This is a genomic window from Ruminococcus flavefaciens ATCC 19208 (assembly GCF_000518765.1).
In the GTDB taxonomy this organism is placed as follows: Bacteria; Bacillota; Clostridia; order Oscillospirales; family Ruminococcaceae; genus Ruminococcus; species Ruminococcus flavefaciens.
In genome coordinates this window covers 40,509-60,218 of record NZ_JAEF01000017.1, presented here as the reverse complement: position 1 = coordinate 60,218, position 19,710 = coordinate 40,509, and the positions used below count along the sequence as shown (strand labels likewise).

General features: G+C 40.2%; 13 protein-coding genes. 5 read left to right on the top strand and 8 right to left on the bottom strand.

Annotated features, from left to right (window positions below; genetic code table 11):
* Positions 1–3: 3 nt before the first annotated feature.
* Positions 4–2,100, bottom strand: a complete 2,097-nt coding sequence (locus tag L870_RS0105470) for a glutamine synthetase III family protein (RefSeq protein ID WP_028517289.1) — start codon at positions 2,098–2,100, stop codon at positions 4–6.
* Positions 2,101–2,367: 267 nt separating this feature from the next.
* A complete protein-coding gene (locus L870_RS0105465; RefSeq protein WP_028517288.1) occupies positions 2,368–4,305 on the bottom strand; it encodes a polysaccharide biosynthesis protein in 1,938 nt (645 codons plus the stop codon).
* A gap of 535 nt (positions 4,306–4,840) precedes the next feature.
* Between L870_RS0105465 and L870_RS0105460 the strand changes: the two genes are divergently transcribed.
* Entirely contained in the window at positions 4,841–7,342 is a 2,502-nt protein-coding gene (locus tag L870_RS0105460) for a hypothetical protein (RefSeq protein WP_028517287.1), read from the top strand.
* A gap of 105 nt (positions 7,343–7,447) precedes the next feature.
* Here the strand turns inward: L870_RS0105460 and L870_RS19225 are convergent, their stop codons facing one another.
* Positions 7,448–7,612 carry a hypothetical protein gene (locus L870_RS19225; protein WP_155250149.1) on the bottom strand — a complete coding sequence of 55 codons (165 nt, stop codon included), beginning with the start codon at positions 7,610–7,612 and terminating at the stop codon, positions 7,448–7,450.
* A gap of 362 nt (positions 7,613–7,974) precedes the next feature.
* On the opposite strand from L870_RS19225, the gene L870_RS0105450 reads away from it, so the two are divergent.
* The 3 genes from L870_RS0105450 to L870_RS0105440 all read left to right on the top strand — a co-directional run bounded on the left by L870_RS0105450 (position 7,975) and on the right by L870_RS0105440 (position 11,631).
* The gene (locus L870_RS0105450) at positions 7,975–9,576 is read left to right on the top strand and encodes a sensor histidine kinase (protein WP_037271324.1); all 1,602 of its coding nucleotides are present in this window, start codon (positions 7,975–7,977) and stop codon (positions 9,574–9,576) included.
* A complete protein-coding gene (locus tag L870_RS0105445; RefSeq protein WP_028517285.1) occupies positions 9,573–10,199 on the top strand; it encodes a response regulator in 627 nt (208 codons plus the stop codon). The genes L870_RS0105450 and L870_RS0105445 overlap by 4 nt, the downstream gene beginning before the upstream one ends.
* 109 nt (positions 10,200–10,308) lie before the next feature.
* Positions 10,309–11,631 carry a threonine/serine exporter family protein gene (locus L870_RS0105440; protein WP_051411424.1) on the top strand — a complete coding sequence of 441 codons (1,323 nt, stop codon included), beginning with the start codon at positions 10,309–10,311 and terminating at the stop codon, positions 11,629–11,631.
* 32 nt (positions 11,632–11,663) lie between these two features.
* Here the strand turns inward: L870_RS0105440 and L870_RS0105435 are convergent, their stop codons facing one another.
* The 4 genes from L870_RS0105435 to L870_RS0105420 all read right to left on the bottom strand — a co-directional run bounded on the left by L870_RS0105435 (position 11,664) and on the right by L870_RS0105420 (position 16,882).
* Positions 11,664–14,414 carry an ABC transporter permease gene (locus L870_RS0105435; RefSeq protein WP_028517283.1) on the bottom strand — a complete coding sequence of 917 codons (2,751 nt, stop codon included), beginning with the start codon at positions 14,412–14,414 and terminating at the stop codon, positions 11,664–11,666.
* Entirely contained in the window at positions 14,411–15,094 is a 684-nt protein-coding gene (locus L870_RS0105430; protein ID WP_028517282.1) for an ABC transporter ATP-binding protein, read from the bottom strand. The genes L870_RS0105435 and L870_RS0105430 overlap by 4 nt, the downstream gene beginning before the upstream one ends.
* 115 nt (positions 15,095–15,209) lie before the next feature.
* Positions 15,210–16,214: a sensor histidine kinase gene (locus L870_RS0105425; RefSeq protein WP_028517281.1), complete on the bottom strand. Its 1,005-nt coding sequence runs from the start codon at positions 16,212–16,214 to the stop codon at positions 15,210–15,212.
* Positions 16,211–16,882: a response regulator transcription factor gene (locus L870_RS0105420; protein WP_028517280.1), complete on the bottom strand. Its 672-nt coding sequence runs from the start codon at positions 16,880–16,882 to the stop codon at positions 16,211–16,213. Before L870_RS0105420 ends, L870_RS0105425 begins: the two co-directional genes overlap by 4 nt.
* Before the next feature lie 293 nt (positions 16,883–17,175).
* On the opposite strand from L870_RS0105420, the gene L870_RS0105415 reads away from it, so the two are divergent.
* Positions 17,176–18,324: a leucine-rich repeat domain-containing protein gene (locus tag L870_RS0105415; RefSeq protein WP_028517279.1), complete on the top strand. Its 1,149-nt coding sequence runs from the start codon at positions 17,176–17,178 to the stop codon at positions 18,322–18,324.
* A 64-nt stretch (positions 18,325–18,388) separates the two neighbouring features.
* On the opposite strand, the gene L870_RS0105410 is transcribed toward L870_RS0105415, so the two are convergent.
* On the bottom strand, positions 18,389–19,522 hold the full coding sequence (locus tag L870_RS0105410) for an MORN repeat-containing protein (protein WP_028517278.1): 1,134 nt from the start codon (positions 19,520–19,522) through the stop codon (positions 18,389–18,391).
* Positions 19,523–19,710 lie beyond the last annotated feature (188 nt).

Below are 19,710 nucleotides of genomic sequence, written 5' to 3'. Positions count from 1 at the left end.
TTATCATACATTGTAAATGATCTCGGAATAAGCAGGGATAGGCCACTTTGCAGCAGGCATATTGAGCTCTATCTCGTCTGCGATGCTTCTCATTATATCCATTTCGGCAAGCACTACATCGTGGAAGAATTCAGCCTGCTTCTGGATACCGCTGACAGCATTTGCCTCTGTAACGCGCTGTTCAAGTCTTTCAATAGACTCATATAAGCGGTCTGAAAGTTCATTGAGCTTATTAGCTATCTTTTCATCCGTCTTGCTTGTAAAGCCTATCTGCTTCTTTGTAGCTATAGACTCACAAAGAGTCTGAACATAATCCATAGTAGCAGGAAGAAGCTGTTTTCTTGCCATTTCTACCATTGTACGAGCTTCGATACGGATAGTCTTTGAATACTTTTCAAGATGTATCTCAGTTCTTGCAGCTACCTCATTCTGGTTGTATATCTCAAACTTGCGGAAAATGCGTACATTCTTCTCGTCAGTATAGTGAGGCATACAATCAACAGTTGAAGCGTAGTTCGGAAGTCCTCTTCTTTCAGCTTCCTTTACCCATTCAGCAGAATAGCCGTCACCGTTGAAGATGATCCTTCTGTGCTCCTTGATAACGCTCTTGAGAAGCTTTCTTACTTCTGCATCAAAATTTTCCTTGCCCTTGAAGGGTTCAAGAATCTCAGTAAACTGGCTGAGCTCCTCACACATGATAGTATTGAGAAGAACGTTAGGACAAGCAATATTATCGGAAGAACCTACCATTCTGAATTCAAAGCGGTTTCCTGTGAATGCAAAAGGTGAAGTTCTGTTTCTGTCAGTAGAATCCTTAGGGAATGAAGGCAGAGCATCAACACCTATCTTGAAAGCACGGGTCTTTGTCTTATACTCTGTATCGTCCTCAATTGCCTGTAATACTGCCTCAAGCTCCTCACCGAGGAACATGGATACGATAGCAGGCGGAGCTTCGTCAGCGCCCAGTCTGTGGTCATTTCCGGCGGAAGCAGCAGAAAGTCTCATAAGGTCTGCGTACTCATCAACGCCCTTGATAAGAGCACAGAGTATAGTAAGGAACTGGAGATTATCCATAGGAGTATCCCCCGGATCGAGAAGATTCTGACCGTCATTTGTAGACATAGACCAGTTGTTGTGCTTACCCGAACCGTTTACGCCCTCAAAAGGCTTTTCGTGAAGGAGACAAACAAGTCCGTGTCTGAGAGCTACCTTTTCCATTACCTCCATAGCAAGCTCATTCTGGTCTGTACCCAGATTTGAGGTAGTGAATATAGGAGCCATTTCGTGCTGTGCAGGTGCAACCTCGTTATGCTTGGTCTTTGAATATATGCCGAGCTTCCAGAGTTCTTCGTCAAGGTCAGCCATATAAGCAGCTATTCTCGGACGAAGATTTGCGAAATACTGATCGTCAAGATCCTGACCCTTAGGAGGCTTTGCACCGAAAAGTGTTCTTCCTGTAAGGATAAGGTCTTCACGCTTGTCGTACATTTTTTTATCTATGATAAAATACTCCTGCTCAGCGCCCACAGTAGAAGTAACTCTTGTAACTCTGTCGTTTCCGAAAAGCTTGAGGAAACGCACAGCAGTCTTGCTGAGAGCCTGCATAGAACGAAGCAAAGGTGTTTTCTTATCAAGTACTTCACCTGTATAGGATACAAAAACTGTAGGGATATAAAGGCTTCCCTCCTTAACAAAGCAGTAGGAAGTTGGATCCCATGCTGTATATCCTCTTGCGGTACTTGTCTGTCTCAGACCGCCTGAGGGGAAAGAAGAAGCATCAGGCTCACCTTTTACAAGAGCCTTGCCTGAGAACTCCATAAGTGCCATTCCGTTTGGAGCCGGACTGATAAAGCAGTCATGCTTTTCAGCAGTCGAGCCTGTCATAGGCTGGAACCAGTGAGTGTAATGAGTAGCACCTCTTTCTATAGCCCATTCCTTTATTGTATTTGCAACAACATCGGCTGTAGCCATATCAGCCAGTGGCTCATTGTTCTGCATAGTTCTCTTGAGAGCTTTATAAACGTTTTTGGGAAGTCGGTTTTTCATTACTTCCTCATTGAACACATTACAAGCAAAAATTTCGGGGATATTAATTGACATAGAATTTCCTCCTCAGAGCTTAGATGCTCTTATATACAATACTCCATCATAATTCAAAATTATACCACTCAATCAGCTTTTTGTCAATATAGGGTCAGGTCAACAGCATCACTTTTTCATCTTGATACAAAATAAACGCAACTCTATCATAAAAAAGGTATAATAATGACAATACCGAATTTACAGGTGCAAATTGGTATGACAAAAATACTGCCGATCATTGACCGGCAGTACGCTGTATATCCCCCGAAAGGAACATAATATTTTTTATGCGGATTCCGCAGCAGATACAAGTGTCTCCTTTTTGAGCTCTTTGCTGTTGAAAGCTTCGGGAGTCGTAAATGTAGGAACCATATCGTGCAGAGCATCAACTGCTGTCTTTTCGTTATTTTCAAGAGCAGCATTTCTCAAAGCGTTAAGACGGAAAGCAAATGACATTTCGTCTATTTCTATCTGCTTGCCGATAAAGATGAGTTTGTTTGAAGTTTTCTGAAGTCCCTCTTCATTCATAAGAAGCTCTTCCTTTATCTTCTCACCGGGACGGAGACCTGTGAATTTGATCTCAACGTCCTTGTATGGTTCTTTTCCGTACATACGGATAAGATTTTCGGCAAGAGTAACTATCTTTACAGGCTGCCCCATATCAAGTACGAATATCTCACCGCCCTTAGCAATGGCAGCTGCCTCCATAACAAGACTTACAGCCTCGGGGATAGTCATAAAGTAACGGATTATATCAGGGTGAGTGACCGTAACAGGTCTTCCCTGCTCTATCTGCTTTCTGAAAAGAGGGATAACCGAGCCGTTTGAGCCGAGAACATTACCGAAACGTGTAGTTACAAATTCAGTTCTGCCCTCATGCTGCTGAGCAAGATACTGAACTATCATTTCGCAGCATCTCTTTGATGCCCCCATAACGTTAGTCGGATTAACAGCCTTATCGGTAGATATCATAACGAACTTCTCAACGTTGTGGAACTGAGCAAGCGTAGCAACATTAAAAGTGCCGACGATGTTGTTCTTAATAGCTTCCATAGGCGATACTTCCATAAGAGGAACGTGCTTATGAGCAGCTGCATGGAATACGACATCAGGCTTATATGTCTCAAATATCTGATTCATACGAAAATAGTCACGAACAGATGCAATAAGTGTAACAAGATCAAGGTCGTTACCGTATTCCATTTTCAGTTCCTGTTCTATCTCGTATGCGTTATTCTCATAGATATCAACTATAATAACTCTTTCAGGTGAGTATTTTGAAATCTGACGGACAAGCTCCGAACCGATGCTTCCGCCGCCGCCTGTTACCATACATACCTTGCCGCTGATAAAGTTTCTTATATCAGCATTGTCGAATTTAATAGGATCACGACCGAGAAGATCCTCAACTCTTATGTCGCGTATCTGATTGATAATGGTCTTGTTTTCATCGTCAAAAACAAGATTGCCAATAAACGGTACTACCTTAACAGGTATCTTTGTATCGGCACAGATATCGAGGATACGTTTTCTCTCGTCCTCAAAGCATGATGGTATAGCAAAGAGTATCTGCTCAATATTTTTTTCCTTGACAAATCTGTATATTTCAGCAGTAGTTCCTACGACCTGAACTCCGCCGACCTCAGAACCTATCTTATCGCGGTCATCATCAATAATACAGACAGGATCAAACATTGTTACCTGCTTATCTCCGGAATAAGGAGAATTCTGAGCATTATGTATTTCCTTGAGTATAGTCTTGCAAGCCTGTCCGCCGCCGATAACCATTGTACGCTTGCCCTTGAAAATCTTTGGCTTCACAAGAGTAATGAATGCAGTCTTGAACAAATACCTGAAAAGACATACCCCCGTAACAATAAGTACAAGATGCATAACAGAATAGTGCAGATTGTACGAACCGTCAATAATGTAAATGATCGCAGCCGAACAAACAATTCCGACTATCGAACCGTAAACACAGGTGAGATAATCCTTACTGTTGAAATATCTCCAAAGCTTGCTGTAAGCTCCCGATATGAGCATTCCGCCTATGCAGCATATCGCACTTACCGCTACAGAAATTATCAGTCTCGACTCATCAATGTCCCGCCCGACAAATGATAAGCAGAAATTAGTGATAAGCGCTGCAACACATATTATAAATACATCGGCTACAGCAAGAACGATCTTTCGGCATTTAAAGTTTCTGAACAGATCTCTCATATAAGCACTCCCTTCATCCCGATCATGGAAAACCAATGATCATTTACTGCAATGATTAGAAAAACATTATACGTATGATACAAAATGTTTAATGCAGTAACTTAAAGATTTTATTTATATATACCCCCATCTCAGCCAATATAATTTAATTATACTTATAGTTTCAGAAAAATCAATATAAAAACAGTTATCACTAAAAAAGTTCACATTTTTTCGTCACATCTTACAAATCCACATATTAATTTAAGCTGTACATTCGTTTATTTATTCTTTGATTTTTCGACATTAAGGAATCATACCGCAGATTTATTTCATTTGTAATTTAAGAAAGCTTCGCAATTAATCAACAAATCAATAATATATTATACGTTTGAACATATAAATAGTTTATTAAAATATACATAGTGTCAACTGTCATTCAAACAGTGACAATTGTCACTCAGAAAATGACGAATAGCACCTTATAATTTCATTTGCGATGTGTTATTATATAGTCACAGCAAAAACAAATCCACCATTAGAAAGGATGGTCTTTATGAGTGAGCTTTTTACAATAATCCTTATCGCTATGCCCGTTACTGTACCGCTTATGGTGATCGGACTGATAAAGCTTTCGGACAGTAAAAAAAGCGGCAATAATTATCCGCAGTCTCCATATTATTACAATAATAATTTCAATCAGCCATACGATTATAACAATTCTTCTATGCCAAATTCTACAACTATATATAATACAGCAGGAGGATTCGGAACAACACCAACTCCTGTCCCGTCTGTTCAGAAGGAAAATAACGAAACACATGAAAAGGCATCTGCTCCACAGCAGACTATACAGCCCGAAAAGCCAAAGAAAACCAAGCCTGATATGACTGTATCGAATATATTGTTCCTCATAGGAACTATATTTGTAGTCCTTTCAGGACTGGCATTCGGTGTTGCAGGCTGGGTAAAAACATCATACACAGGCCGTGTTCTTATAATTGCAGCCGCAGCCGCTGTTGCATATACTCTCAGCGGAGTCATCTCAAAATTCCTGAAGCTTACAGGAACTTCCATATCATTCTATGTCCTCGGCACAGGCTTTGTATCTACAGCACTTCTCACAGCAGGCTACTATAAGTTAATTGGCGAATGGTTCTCCTTTGACGGCGACGGTACATTCGCACTTCTCACAGTCTCCTCATTTATATCAGCAGCTCTTATGTTTGTGGGCGAAAAGCTCTACAAAAACATTGCCCTTGTATACGCTTCGCTTATAACAGCTTCGATCGGACTTTTATTTGCAGTATTGCAGATAGCAGATACATATGCATACCGTTCAATTCTTTTCATCATTGCACAGATGATCATAACTGCTTTCATTTATATAATGCGTCCTTTCAAAGGCAGCAAATATGAGACTCCTGTAAAAAACATCGGCACAGGCACAGCATTTACCTTCGGTTCAATAGCATTGACATATACACTGTCAACTCTCGATTCTCCTGCATTTGCAAGCTATTTTATAATCATAGCTGCTATTATACAGTTTGTTTTTTACGGTATTTACAAGAAAATGCCTGCTTTTATCGTGATTGAATCAGTTCTTTCACTTATGCTTGCATTTATGATACACTGCTCGCTGTTAAAAGAATTCAACGATGATCTCTGCGTAACCGCAGTTTCATTGATAACTATCATAATCTACCTTGTTCATCGTTTTATCCCGAACATAAAGAATACATTTTCAGAAGCAATTACATTTTCAGCAGTTATTTTCATGACTTTCTCATGTATCGCTCTGATAAGATCACACACATTTGCACCTTATCTTCTCATAGCTGTAATTGCAGCAATTATTGTGGCTTCTTACTTGCTGAGCGAAAACTCCGCAATAAAGTCACTGGCAGGAACCGCTTCACCTATCATTCCTTTATCAGCTGCAATAGCAGTTTCCACCCAAAGAGTAATAAGCCCTGATTTCTATATCAGTACAATTACCTGCGCAAGTATGATCTCAGTCATTCTTATGGGCTTTGCAGCTGTAATGATGTTCACAGCTTTCGGCAAAAAGATCAATTCAGAAGCAGCTGTATATTCAAATCTTTCAGCGGTTGGTCTGGTACTTCTTTCAACACCTCAGTACAAGCTCCTTTCTCTTATCACAGCAGCACTTTGTCTCGTACATTTTGCATTATCAAACAAAACAAGATTTAATTTCGCAGCTATATTTTCATCGCTTTCTCTTCTCAAAATAGTATATATGATAACCAAGGAATACTCTGGAAACACCAGCGTTGCACTCGAAACTGCAATGTTCATCACTGTAATAATTTATGTACTCCTTTCAAGAATGATCTATCCCGACGCTTTTATATACAATAAAGGCGACAGAAAGATCGTTGACCCGCTTATTACAGTTGCTTGGATAGGTGTCTTGAAGATATTCGACTATACAGACATTTCCACCTTCCTCGGACTTATCGCCTGCGCAGTATTCTGCACAGGACTTATCAAGAAGAACTTCAGCGACAAAGCAGTTTCCGTACTTCTTACAATTTCTACAGCATTCACAGTCATCGCACTTATCGACCGCCCGTTCTTTATCTTTGAGTCAAAAGCCGTTACAAACAAGATAACACTCGCAATAATCGCTTTATCAGGACTTGCAATACGCTTTATCTGGCGCAAATTTGAGACAACAGCAAAAAATTTCTCACAGATCATATTCATCTTTACATTCGTATCGCTCCTTATTGACGCTATTGTATTTGACACAGCAGCAAACACTATCTTTGTAATGACAATAATGATACTTGTTCTTATCATATCAATAATATCAAGATCAAAGACATGGTTCATCACAGCAGCAGCTTCTCTCTTCACTATAACAGTATACGCTACAAGAGAATACCTCATGGCGCTCAACTGGTGGATATATCTTTTCATCGCAGGCGTTGTCCTTATCGGACTTGCATCAGTCAACGAATACCTCAAGAAGAATAACGAAACATTAAAAACCTCAGTTGCAAAGAGATTCAGCGGCTGGACATGGTAAAAAACTCCGGCCCAATGCGGATACCCCTATAAAATTACAGCCCTGAAGTAATTAAAAATTGCTTCAGGGCATTGTTTATATTTTGCTGAATGAATCAATCTGAATTCACATGAACATTGTGTTCATGATCACAGACATATCATCATTTTCTTTTTGGATCTCCTTGATCTCCTCTTCTGTATACTCCTTTTTAAGCTTGTTGCCGCATACAGGACATTTCTTTTCTTTTAAATCGTATTTCTTTTTACATTTTTCGCAGAACTTGTACATAGATAATGACCGCCTTTCTTAATTTCGTTTTTAGATTTTATACAACATTTGCTTAGGGATATTTATTGTGCAATGCTTCTGATTGGAGGCATTGAAATATTGATCCCTGTAATCATTATAGCATATAAGATGTCTAAAAGCAAGATACGCGATGACAAATTGCCGTTATGTATAAGCTTGAACGCGAAAAAGGGTGCAGCGTCACGCTGCTTATAGCATATAAGTTGTACAAAAACAAGAGATGCGGCGATAAAATGTGAAGTATTTTTATATTTTAGTCAAAAAAATATTGCCTAAAAACCTTTCATGTGATATAATAAATATATAATACATATACATGGAGGTGCATTACTACGTCAACTATGGTTTCCGCCGTACTTCTTTTGCTTGGACTGTGCGGTATGCTCATATCTGTTACATGGGTGCTGCGCCGCGGCAACAGCAACAGGCTCACTCACCTCTTCCTGAGCTGTCAGCTATCCATAGTCCTCTGGCTTATATCTGAAGTGCTAATACTTTTTTCATACACAAAACAGCAATTCTGGATAAGCTACGTAATAGGCAACCTTGGAATAAGCTGCTTCGGTCCGTTATGGCTGTGGCTGTCTCAGGAATATACATACGTTTCACAGAAAAAGATCAGATTTCTCTGGCTGCTGCCACTGATCACAGTTTCTGCAATAATCGTTGTATTGACAAATCCCCTGCATCATCTCTACTATTCCTCATTTGTAGACAACAGATTTACATACGGACCGCTTTTCTATGTATATCAGGTCATTTATTATATATGCATAGTTACCGGTATAACAATAATCTGTTTAAAACATACAAGAAGCTCTTCACAGATAACCAAGCAGTCAGTTCTTCTGATACTATCGGCAGCTATCCCCCTTGGAGTAAATACGCTTTCTCTGTCAGGTTTCTTCCATTCAGATGTAACTCTTACTCCCCTGTTCTTCGGTATATCGAGCGTACTTATAATAATTGCTCTCGGGCGCTACGGACTGCTCAATATCAACAGCATAGCTATCCGTGATACTGTCAACAACATAGACAGCGGTGTAATGATCTTCGACAACAATAACAGAATAACATATAAAAACAAATACTCAGAAAATCTGCCATTTTTAAAAAACATAGAAACTTCACATGAATTTGTAAAAGTTATTTCCGAACTTTCCAATGAAGAAATACACAGTGATTTCAGCTTGATGGAGCTTAAATACGAAAACGAATACTACAATATAAAGCAGTCTTACTGTCAGAACAAGAGCGGTGACGATGTTGCACGTGTAATAACTATCAACAATGTAACCGAATACCATGAGCTTGCAAAAACCGAAAAAAAGCTCAGTCTCGAACAGGAGCGTACAAGAATAGCACAGGAGATGCATGATTCAGCCGGACATACCTTTACTATGATAAGCTCTCTTGCAAGAATACTGAAATATGATGCTGAACAGCCTCAGCCTGATATAAAAAAAATGCTTGAAAGTATTTCCGAGATAGACGGACTTTCAAGAAGCGGCGTTACTCAGCTCAGATGCACCATAAACAATCTGCGTGACGATGAGTTTATGACGTCGGTAACAAAAGCTGTTCAAACCGTTATCACAGCTGTAAGAGGTGTTGATATCGAGCTGTGTACACAGGGAAACGAGGATAAGCGTTACAGCTTCTGTATAAAGGAAATATACGATAACTGCCGTGAAACAATTACAAATGCACTAAGATATTCAGATGCTACAAGAATTGATGTAATAATCAAATTCCTTGATACAGCCATAGAAATGTATATTCTCGACAACGGAAAAGGCTGTGGCGATATTTCCGAGCACAATGGTCTGAGAGGTATACGAGAGCGCACAGAAGCTCTGGGAGGAAGCGTCAGATTTTCCTCTGTAAAAGGCGAAGGTTTTAATACTATTGTAAAAATACCGTTAAAAGGAGTGGAGATATGATCAATGTAATTTTAGCAGATGATGTAAAGATTCTCCGTGCAGGACTGAAAGCAGTGCTTTCGAGCGACAGCGATATCAATGTTATCGGTGAAGCTTCTGACGGAAAAGAAGCATATGAAATGAGCATAAGACTGAAACCTGATGTTGTGCTCATGGATATGCGTATGCCTGATTACGACGGAGGCTACGGCACAAGGAAAATAAAGGATACACTGCCTGATGTAAAAGTTCTTGTACTTACTACATTTGACGACAAGGAAACTGTAGATCAGGCAATATCAAGCGGTGCAGACGGCTATATCCTGAAAGAGATGGATCACGACAAGATAATAAACTCTATCAAGGCAGTTGCAGGCGGAATAAGCGTATTCTGCGATAACATCTTCCGTTCCATCAAAAAAGATGTAATTGTCCAGCAGGACGCAAAAAATTTTGATCTTACCGACCGTGAGATAGATTTTATACGTCTTATATGCGAAGGCTACGACAACAAAGAGATAGCATCAAAGCTTTTCCTTGCCGAAGGAACGGTAAGAAACGGTATTTCCAGACTTCTTGAAAAGCTTGGAATGAAAGACCGTACACAGCTTGCTGTATTTGCTATAAAAAATAACATTATATAGATCTTTGCCAAAACGGAAGACAATTCTTCCGTTTTATTTTTCTTGATTTTTCGTAATGACTGTGTTATAATATAAAATTGGCTCAACAAATTACATAAGGAGTGTATTTATGAGTAAATTCAGAAAACAGCATATGTCCATCAAATGGCATGATATCATTGACAGCGAAAGTACAGAGCCTGCCTTGAATGCCTCACTGAAAGAAAAGGCTACTCTTGTAGGCAGAGTGGGACTTATGATGCTTTCGGTAGGAACAGGTGCATGGAGAGTAAGAGCCTCTATGAACAAGATAGCCCGTGCCCTTAACATCACCTGCAATGCGGATATAGGTTTACTGTCAATTGAATATACCTGCATAAGCGGCGGAGAAACATACACAAATGCTATCTCGCTGAATACAACAGGCGTAAACACCGACAAACTCAACGAGCTTGAAAACTTCGCTGACGGATTTACTGAACGTGCAGGCAAATATTCCGTACAGCAGTTCCACATGATACTTGACAAATTTCAGGACATGAAAGGCAATTACAAGTCATGGAACTTAGGACTTGCCTCAGCACTTGCCTGCTGTGCATTCACCTTCCTTCTCGGCGGCGGACCTGTCGAGATGATATGTGCCTTCTTCGGTGCAGGCATAGGAAACTTTATAAGAAAGCTCCTGCTTGAAAGGCATATAACTCTTTTCGCCAATGTAGTCGCAGGCGTTGCATCAGCCTGCTGTACATATGTACTTTGCATAAAGCTTGCAGAAATGCTTTTCAATGTATCGGCAGTACATCAGGCAGGATATATATGCTCCATGCTGTTCGTTATCCCCGGATTTCCTCTTATTACAGGCGGTATCGACCTGTCAAAGCTCGACCTCAGATCAGGAATAGAAAGAATAACATATGCACTCCTTATTATAATAATGGCTACACTTACAGGCTGGGTCAGCGCACTTGTATTTGATTTTCACCCTCAGGATTTCGTAGAATACAAGCTATCTCCCCTGCTCCGTTTCTTCCTTATAATGCTGACAAGCTTCTGCGGAGTCTATGGCTTCTCACTCATGTTCAACAGCAAAAGGAGAATGGCAGCCATTGCAGGAATAATAGGCATGATAGCAAATACCCTGCGCCTTGAGCTCATAGATTTGCTTGGGCTTCATGTAGGTCTTGCCGCATTTATCGGCGCACTCAGTGCAGGACTTATGGCATCTGCCATAAAGCATTGGATAGGCTATCCGCGCATAACACTCACTGTACCGTCAATAGTCATCATGGTTCCCGGAATGTTCATGTATAAAGCCATTTACTACATTGCCCTGAATGATATCTCAACAGGCGGACTTTGGCTCACGAAAGCAGTACTCATCGTTATGGCACTGCCCATAGGACTTATTTTCGCAAGAATACTTACAGACAAGAATTTCCGCAAAAGCAGCTGAAAAAAGACCTTCCCGAACGGAAGGTCTTTTTTTCACAGATTTTCATTTTTCAGTGCATCTATAGTATTATCCTTCTTTATCTTGCTCATTGAGTACATCATAGTTGAAAAAACTACAAGAAATACACTGAATACTGCAATTGCAACAGCTCTCCACGGAATGTAGAAATCAACGTCCACACCCTCGTTTACGGCTTTATATACCAGAAATGTAACGCCTGCCGATGCAGGAAGACCATAGAGCAGTGCCTTTGCACCGTACATGATACATTCAAAATTGAGCATTTTTCTCATACTCTTTGAAGTCATTCCAACAGAACTGAGCATAGCAAATTCGCGCCTTCTGAGATTAATATTGGTAGTTATGGTGTTAAAAACATTAGCCGCAGCAATAAGTGAGATAAGAACTATAAATCCATATGCAAATACCTTGACGATAAGCACCATGCTTCTTTCTGTTTCTACTTCATCTGCATAGTTATATAGTCCGTCTACAGGAAGTCCGTTTCCTTTCAATGACTCTTTAAGTGACGCAAAGCCGTTGTATATATCATCGGAATTGATATTGAATCTATAGGTTATGAATGATTCATCAGCCAAGTCACCGTAAAATGCTTCGCACATACTGTATGGGAATATTGCGGTCAGCAAACCTTCTTCAAGGAAAAACGGCTTTTTATCAGCTATCTTTCCTACATGGAAAGTTATCTCCCTGCTGTACTCGTCCATATCAACCTTCATGGTAGTTTCATCATTTATTGAATTGGCATTCTTCTTAACATAAACGGCTTTTCCATCTTCATTTACTTCAAAGAAATAATATCCGTCCATATTTTTAAAGATATTGATCTGCATATCGAAATCTGCTCCGTTAAGATACCTGATACGCTCCATTTTTTCAGTATCACTATTGAACAATAGCATACAATCGTAAACTATACACTTGGGAGATTTTTTATCCATATACTCATCGGCATTTACTCCGCATTCCTCTGCAAAACTGCGGAAAGTATCATCGTCAACAAAAATGATATCTATGAATCCGTTCATTTTTCCTTTTTCATAGGCCGATTCGTTGACGCCGCCCCTTTGAACGGTATCTTCCGTGAAGTTCTTTCGGTCGGCAGAGAAAAAGATATAATCGCTCAACGAATACGATGACTTTGTTATATGCTCGGTATTTTTTATGACATCATTTACCTTTTCCGGATCAATCTCCATGCTTTCACTCTGCTTGAATAAATGATATGAATAATCCATTCCGCCTGTCTCATTGGTATCCTGAACGGCTCTCACAAGATAAGAAGTAAAAGCATAAGCCGATACAAACAGAACTATGCTCATAAACAGACTGATAATAGTTGCACGATACTTCTTTTTGCTGCACTTGAAGTATTTATGAGCAAGTATTCCGGGAAGTCCGAATATTTTGGCAATGAACTTAGGAGTCTTGATATACTTTTTCTGATTGATATCCGAATTCTGCCTTATAGCTTCAACTGCGGATATCTTAGTAGCTCTTTTTGAAGGTATCCAAGCTGATATGGTAATAGTAACGAACGCGATTATGCAGGCTGCTATCAAAGCAAAAGGTGAAACGCATATGCGCATAGGCTCAGGATAACTATTATCGGAAAACGCAACAAATTTGTTTCCAATGGCAAGGAAAGTCACCCACATACCGAGTATTCCGACTAATATTCCGAGCGGTATGCCTATAATACTTAAAGCCCAAGCCTCAAATCTTACCATCTTTTTCAGCTGCTTCTTGGTAGCACCGATCGAAGAAAGCAGACCGAACTGCTTTGTCCTTTCGGCAACTGATATAGAAAAAGCATTATATATGAGCATTATAGAGCCAAATATGATAAGAGCTATAACAATTGCTGCCATACCGAAAACAACACGGTAAAAACTGTCATACCTCGATACACCTATGAGCATCAGCACATTGCTGTGAGTTTCTCCGACAAGTCCGTTATCCTTCTTAAAATCATATATGTCCTTGGCATTTTTCATGCGGTAATATATATCTGCTTCCGCAAATTCATCATCGCCTTCGGGCACAGTAAGTGCGGTATATCCCGGTGCAAAATAATTCTCAAAATCCGGTCTCTCATATATACCTACAACGGTAAACTTTCTTGTTTCCTTAACTTCGATATGCTCGCCCACTAATACTACATTTTCGGAAGAATCAACAGCTGTCATGGGATTTTGCTGTGTAAGAAGTGAATCTTCGCTGTAATACATTGCGTTTTCTTCCGAATCTATGCCCATTTCAGCAATCTGCTCAGTGTCGATCTTTCTATCGCCTATCTCAAGAGTTATCTGATCACCTGTTTTCAGGCTTACACCGCCGTTATCCTGAAGATGCTCCGGGATAAGTATCTCATTCCTGTTTTGAGGCAATCTGCCGTCTTTTATATGAACAGGGATAAGTCCGTCCATATCCTGTTCAAATCCGCAAATATAAAGATATGGCTTGTAATCATTGATACTGTCGATATCCGCATATCCGATATAGCTGAGGCAGCCTGTACCTTCGACCTTATCTGAGCTTTTTATCTTGTTGTACATTCCAACATCGCTGGCTTTTTCATATCCGTGCCATTTTCCTTCGGTATACTCGAAATAGTTTATCGCATACTGTCTAACAGAAGCGATAGAAGTAGTCACAGCACAAATAAGAGCAGTTGAAAGGATTATGCCTATTATAGTAACAATAGTTCTTGTTCTGTTCTTTTTCAGCGACTGTAATGTGACCTTACTGAATATATTCATTTTCTTATCACCTCGTCACGAATTATCCTTCCATCTTCGATGGCAAGTATCCTGTCAGCCTGAAGAGCAATATTTTCATCGTGAGTAATTATAATAAGAGTCTGATTGTATTTCTGATTTGAAAATTTCAGCATCTCGATTATTTCCTGACTGTTTTTGCTGTCAAGATTTCCCGTAGGCTCATCTGCAAGTACAACTGCGGGAGCATTCATCAGCGCTCTTCCTATAGAAACTCGCTGCTGCTGACCACCCGATAGCTGATTTGGAAGATGCTTTTCACGTCCGCTAAGTTTAAGAGTTGCTATCAGCTCTTTAAGACGGTTCTCATTTATCTCCTGACCATCCATAAGAACAGGAAGCGTGATATTTTCCGTAACATTGAGCACAGGTATAAGATTGTAGAACTGATAGATAAGTCCGACCTGTCTGCGTCTGAAAATAGCAAGCTGCTCATCATTCTGAGCATAGACGTCATTTCCGTCCATATATACCTTTCCCGATGTAGGCTTATCGACTCCGCCGAGTATATGGAGCAGTGTAGATTTACCCGAACCCGAAGGACCGATTATTGCTATAAATTCACCCTTTTCAACTGAAAAACTTACATTGTCCAGCGCACGAACTTCATTTTCACCGCTGCCGTAAGTCTTGCATAAATTTTCGACCTTTAGTATTTCCATAACGACACACCCTTTCTGAGTTTCTGAACATATTCTATCATGTCAAGATGACTATTCAGTGACTTTAAAATAACAAATACGTCACAAAAAAGAAAAGGCAGGTATGAATCCTGCCTTAAACCGTAGTCTTGTAAAATCTTACTGTAAACATCGCACCGCCGCTATAATTTTCGGCTTTTACGGTACCATTCTGACCTGTGATTATCATACGAGCAAGAGCAAGTCCTATACCGAAACCGCCCTTATCCTCATTTGAACGTCCCTTATAGAAACGCTCAAAGATATGCGGAAGATCCTCGGAAGAGATACCGCTTCCGCTGTCGGTGATGATAATTTCGTAATAAAGCGCATTTTCTTTACCTGTTACCTTTATTGTACCGCCGTCAGGAGTATGCTCCATGCAGTTCTTGACGATATTTCCAACAGCCTCACAGCTCCATGCTATATCGCATTCAAGCTCACCTTCACCTGCTTCAACAAGCTCCTGACCATGCAGCTCTATAGGTATCCTGACAGGCATACACGCCTTGTCAATAAACTGCTGCATTGTTATTTTTTCCTGATGAAATTTTACCGTACCCGTATCAAGCTTTGACATTTTCAGAAGAGCGGTTATGAGCCAGTCAATACGTGATAGCAATCCATATAGCTTATGAACGGTCTGTTCTCGTTTTTCAGCTGTCATATCGGGTTCAGACAGCATAGAAACAAGTATATTTATTGATGTAAGCGGAGTTCTTATCTGATGAGAGACATCTGCAAGAAAATCTGCAAGATAAATTTTGTCCTCGACAAGTCTGGACTGCTGTTCACGGAGACGCACTGTCATTTTATAGACCTCGCTGTGAAGCAGCGCAAGCTCACCCTCCGCATATTTTTCAAGATCAATGTTTTCTTCACCGTGAAGTATCCTGTCAATGTCACTTGTAAGCTCCGATATTTTTTTGTATCTTAAAAACACCGTTATAAAATGTATAAGGATAAAACCGCAGCACAGGCATATTACAGGGATAAGAAATCTGTCATCATATATCAATACGAAAACAACTGCTGCCAGTGACAATACGACAAAAGCGATCAATGAACGATATACTTCGCCATTTCTAAGTAATTTACTCATAAGTCAACTCTGTACCCCATGCCTCTGACTGTTTTTATGATAGTCGGATTCTGAGGATCGTCCTCTATCTTTTCTCTCAGACGCTTTATGTATACAGTAAGCGTATTATCGTTTACAAATTCTCCTGCGATATCCCAGATGGATTCAAGAAGCTTTGTGCGCGTCATAACAGCTCCTCTGTTATTGATAAAAACAAGCAGTAATCTGTACTCAAGAGCTGAAAGGAAAAGATCCTTGCCGTTTTTGCTGGCAGTACCCTTTACAGTGTCCACAAGCACATCTCCGAGCTGAGTCACTGTGCCTGTACTTCCCGTAAGTCTCAGTATATTCTTTATACGCGATACAAGTTCACGAGGACGGAAAGGCTTTGCAATATAATCATCTGCACCAAGGTCGAAACCCGTAACAGTGCTGAATTCATCGCCCGAAGCGGTCAGAAATATAACAGGTATACAGGTATTGTTTTTTATAGCCGAGCAAACAGCAAAACCATTGCCCTCCGCAAGAGAAACGTCAAGAAGCACCAGATCAAAAGCTTCATTTTCCACCATTTCAAGAGCCTTTGTCTGTCCGTTTGCATTCTTTACACTGAACCCCTCGCCCGAAAGATACTCTGTAAGATTTGCAATGATTTCCTTATCATCCTCAACAAGTAAAATTTTATTCAAGGTCGAACAACTCCGTTCAAATAGTCTGATCAAATGTATTATAGCACATTCCATACAAAATGGCAATACGTCAAACGCAGAACTCTAAAACGGACAGAATAAAATACATACTGACTGTCGTACACTAAACTACAGCCGCAGTTCAAAGACCTGCGGCTTATTATTTAGCAAACGCAAATCTTACTTTTGTTATTATTCAACAAAATGTATTGACTTATGATTAAAATTGAGGTATAATAATATAAACATAATATAATATAAAACTAAACATGATTGAAAGAAGGTGGAGCATAATGTATGTACAGGGCAAATGCTACAAATGCGGAGGATTCCTTGCTGTTGATGATACGCAGGATGCATCTATCTGCCCGTTCTGCAACAAAGCGTTTATTGTACAAAAGGCTATAAACAGCTTTAACGGAGCAGTAGCTCATGGCATTGCTGCAAAGAAAACTTCTTACAATTATGACAGTGACTTCATTGTTGAAAGAAGCGTTCTTATTCGCTATAACGGCTTTACTAAAAGCGAAATAAGAATACCTGACGGAATATCTGTGATTGGTGAAGCTGCTTTTCAAGGCATGAACAACATAGAATCTGTTTTCATTCCTGAAGGAGTCGAGCTTATAAGTGAAGGAGCGTTTTCAGGCTGTAAAAATCTACAATCTATAGAAATTTCCGAAGGTGTTGAAACTGTAGACATAGATGCATTTAACGGCTGTGTAAGCTTAAAGGAAATAAAATTTCCCGACAGCATCAAAAACATCGAAGCAGGCGCTCTCGCAGGCTGTACAAGCCTGGAGATCATAAATATACCTCAAAATACAGAACTGCTCCCGTGGAGGATATTTGAAGGCTGTACAAGCCTGAAGTGCATAAATATACCTAAAAAAGTAAAAACTATAGAGGATTTCGCATTTGCCGAGTGTACAGGCCTTGAAAGTATCAGTTTTGAATGTATGCATTCTGAATATGATCCATCGGCAGGTCTGAAAAGAATAGGAATGAATGCATTCAAAAACTGTACAGACCTGAGCAGCATAAATATCCCGGAAACTGTGGAATATATCGGCAATCAGGCTTTCAGGGGCTGCTCAAAACTGAAAAAGCTCATTATCCCCAAAAGCGTTAAAGCCATATATCCGTATGCTTTTGCAGACTGTACCGAACTTGAACAGGTCACCTTCGCAGGAGAAACGGAATTATATAAAGGCAGCAACCCATATAAGTACGGAAAAAATCCTGCTACATTCTATAACTGCCCCAAGCTTCTGAATGTTACATACAGCAAGTTGCAGAAGCATTACTGGGCATTTCCTGCATACATTAAATCGCAGGAACCCATAAATATCGAAAACGGCAGATGCAGATACTGCGGCGGAGAATTCAGAGGTCTTTTCGATAAGGTATGTTCTGTATGCAAGGCACACAAAGATTATTGACAGATAACCAAATATGTAAAAAAACGCTTCAGTAATACTGAAGCGTTTTCGCATTTATTTACATTTACTGAAATATAGGCGACTCGCTCACCAGCTTGTCCCTGTCCCATTTCTGTATTTTTTTCACGCCGTCAGCGCAGGTGAGTATGCCTTTCCCGTGGCGCATATCACTTTCCCATTCACCCTCAAAGACATCGCCGTTTTTATAGTAAAAAGTACCGTGTCCCTGTTTCACGCTGTTCTCAAATCTGCCTTCAAACCTGTCACCATTGTTGAAGAAAAAGACACCGTTACCGCTTTTGACGTTATCACACCATTCGCCGTCATACTTATTGCCGTTTTTATAGAAATAAACGCCGCGTCCGTTTCGCAGGTCGTTTTCGTATTCACCTTCATAAACATCACCGTCAACGAATGTGAAAACACCTTTTCCCTGCTTAACTCCTTCATTGAAGCTTCCCTCGTATACATTGCCGTTTGTATAGGTAAATGTACCTTTTCCGTGCATTTTTCCCGTGAAGCCCACTTCACCTTCATATCTTCCGTTATCGAAATCTATGACTCTTTTAGCATCGGGAGAAGGCTTTGGAGTACCGCTGATAAGCTCCTCACTTACCATCTTTCCCTCATCGTAGACACGCTTGTAAACGCAGTTGTCTTCATGGGTCTTGAATAATACTTCACCCTCGGGCAGTCCTTCTACCCACTCGCCTTCTATAACATCTCCGTTTTTATATGTGAAAACGCCTCTGCCGTGATATCTGCTTCTGCTCCATGAGCCCACAAACTTAGTCTTGCCGTTCTCATAGAACTCTGTCCCCTCACCGCATCTCCAGCCGTACATCCATTCGCCGTCATATTCCAGCTTGCCTGTCTGCCAGTACTGCTTTCCGTTGCCATGAAATTTGTCGTCCACGAAATCACCTGCGTAGACAAGGGATTTGCTTGCTTCATCGTCCTCGCCCTGTCCGATATCATAGTAACCCTTTGCGTACTTTCTTCCGAAACCGCAAAGCCTGCCGTCTTTCCATTCTCCGTCATATTCAATATCCAGGTCATTAATAAAAACTCCGCGCCCTTCAGGTTTTCTTCCTGAGCCTACGTGACCGGAATACACACCTGTACCGAGAACAGGGCTTACAAAATTCATATTGTTTGCTATACCTTTGCTGACTTTAAGAAAATCCAACATTCCCATAATATCTTCTCCAAATCATCACTTTCAGATCTTTAGGGAGAGTCTGACGAGTTGTATTATTAAATCCATTATAAAATTAAAGTATAATTCATCGCTTATATTGTACCATATTGCAATTGTAAAGTCAATAATTCACGATTTAATTTTTATAGTTTGATTGGCTTAACAAATTATTTACGTGAAATAGC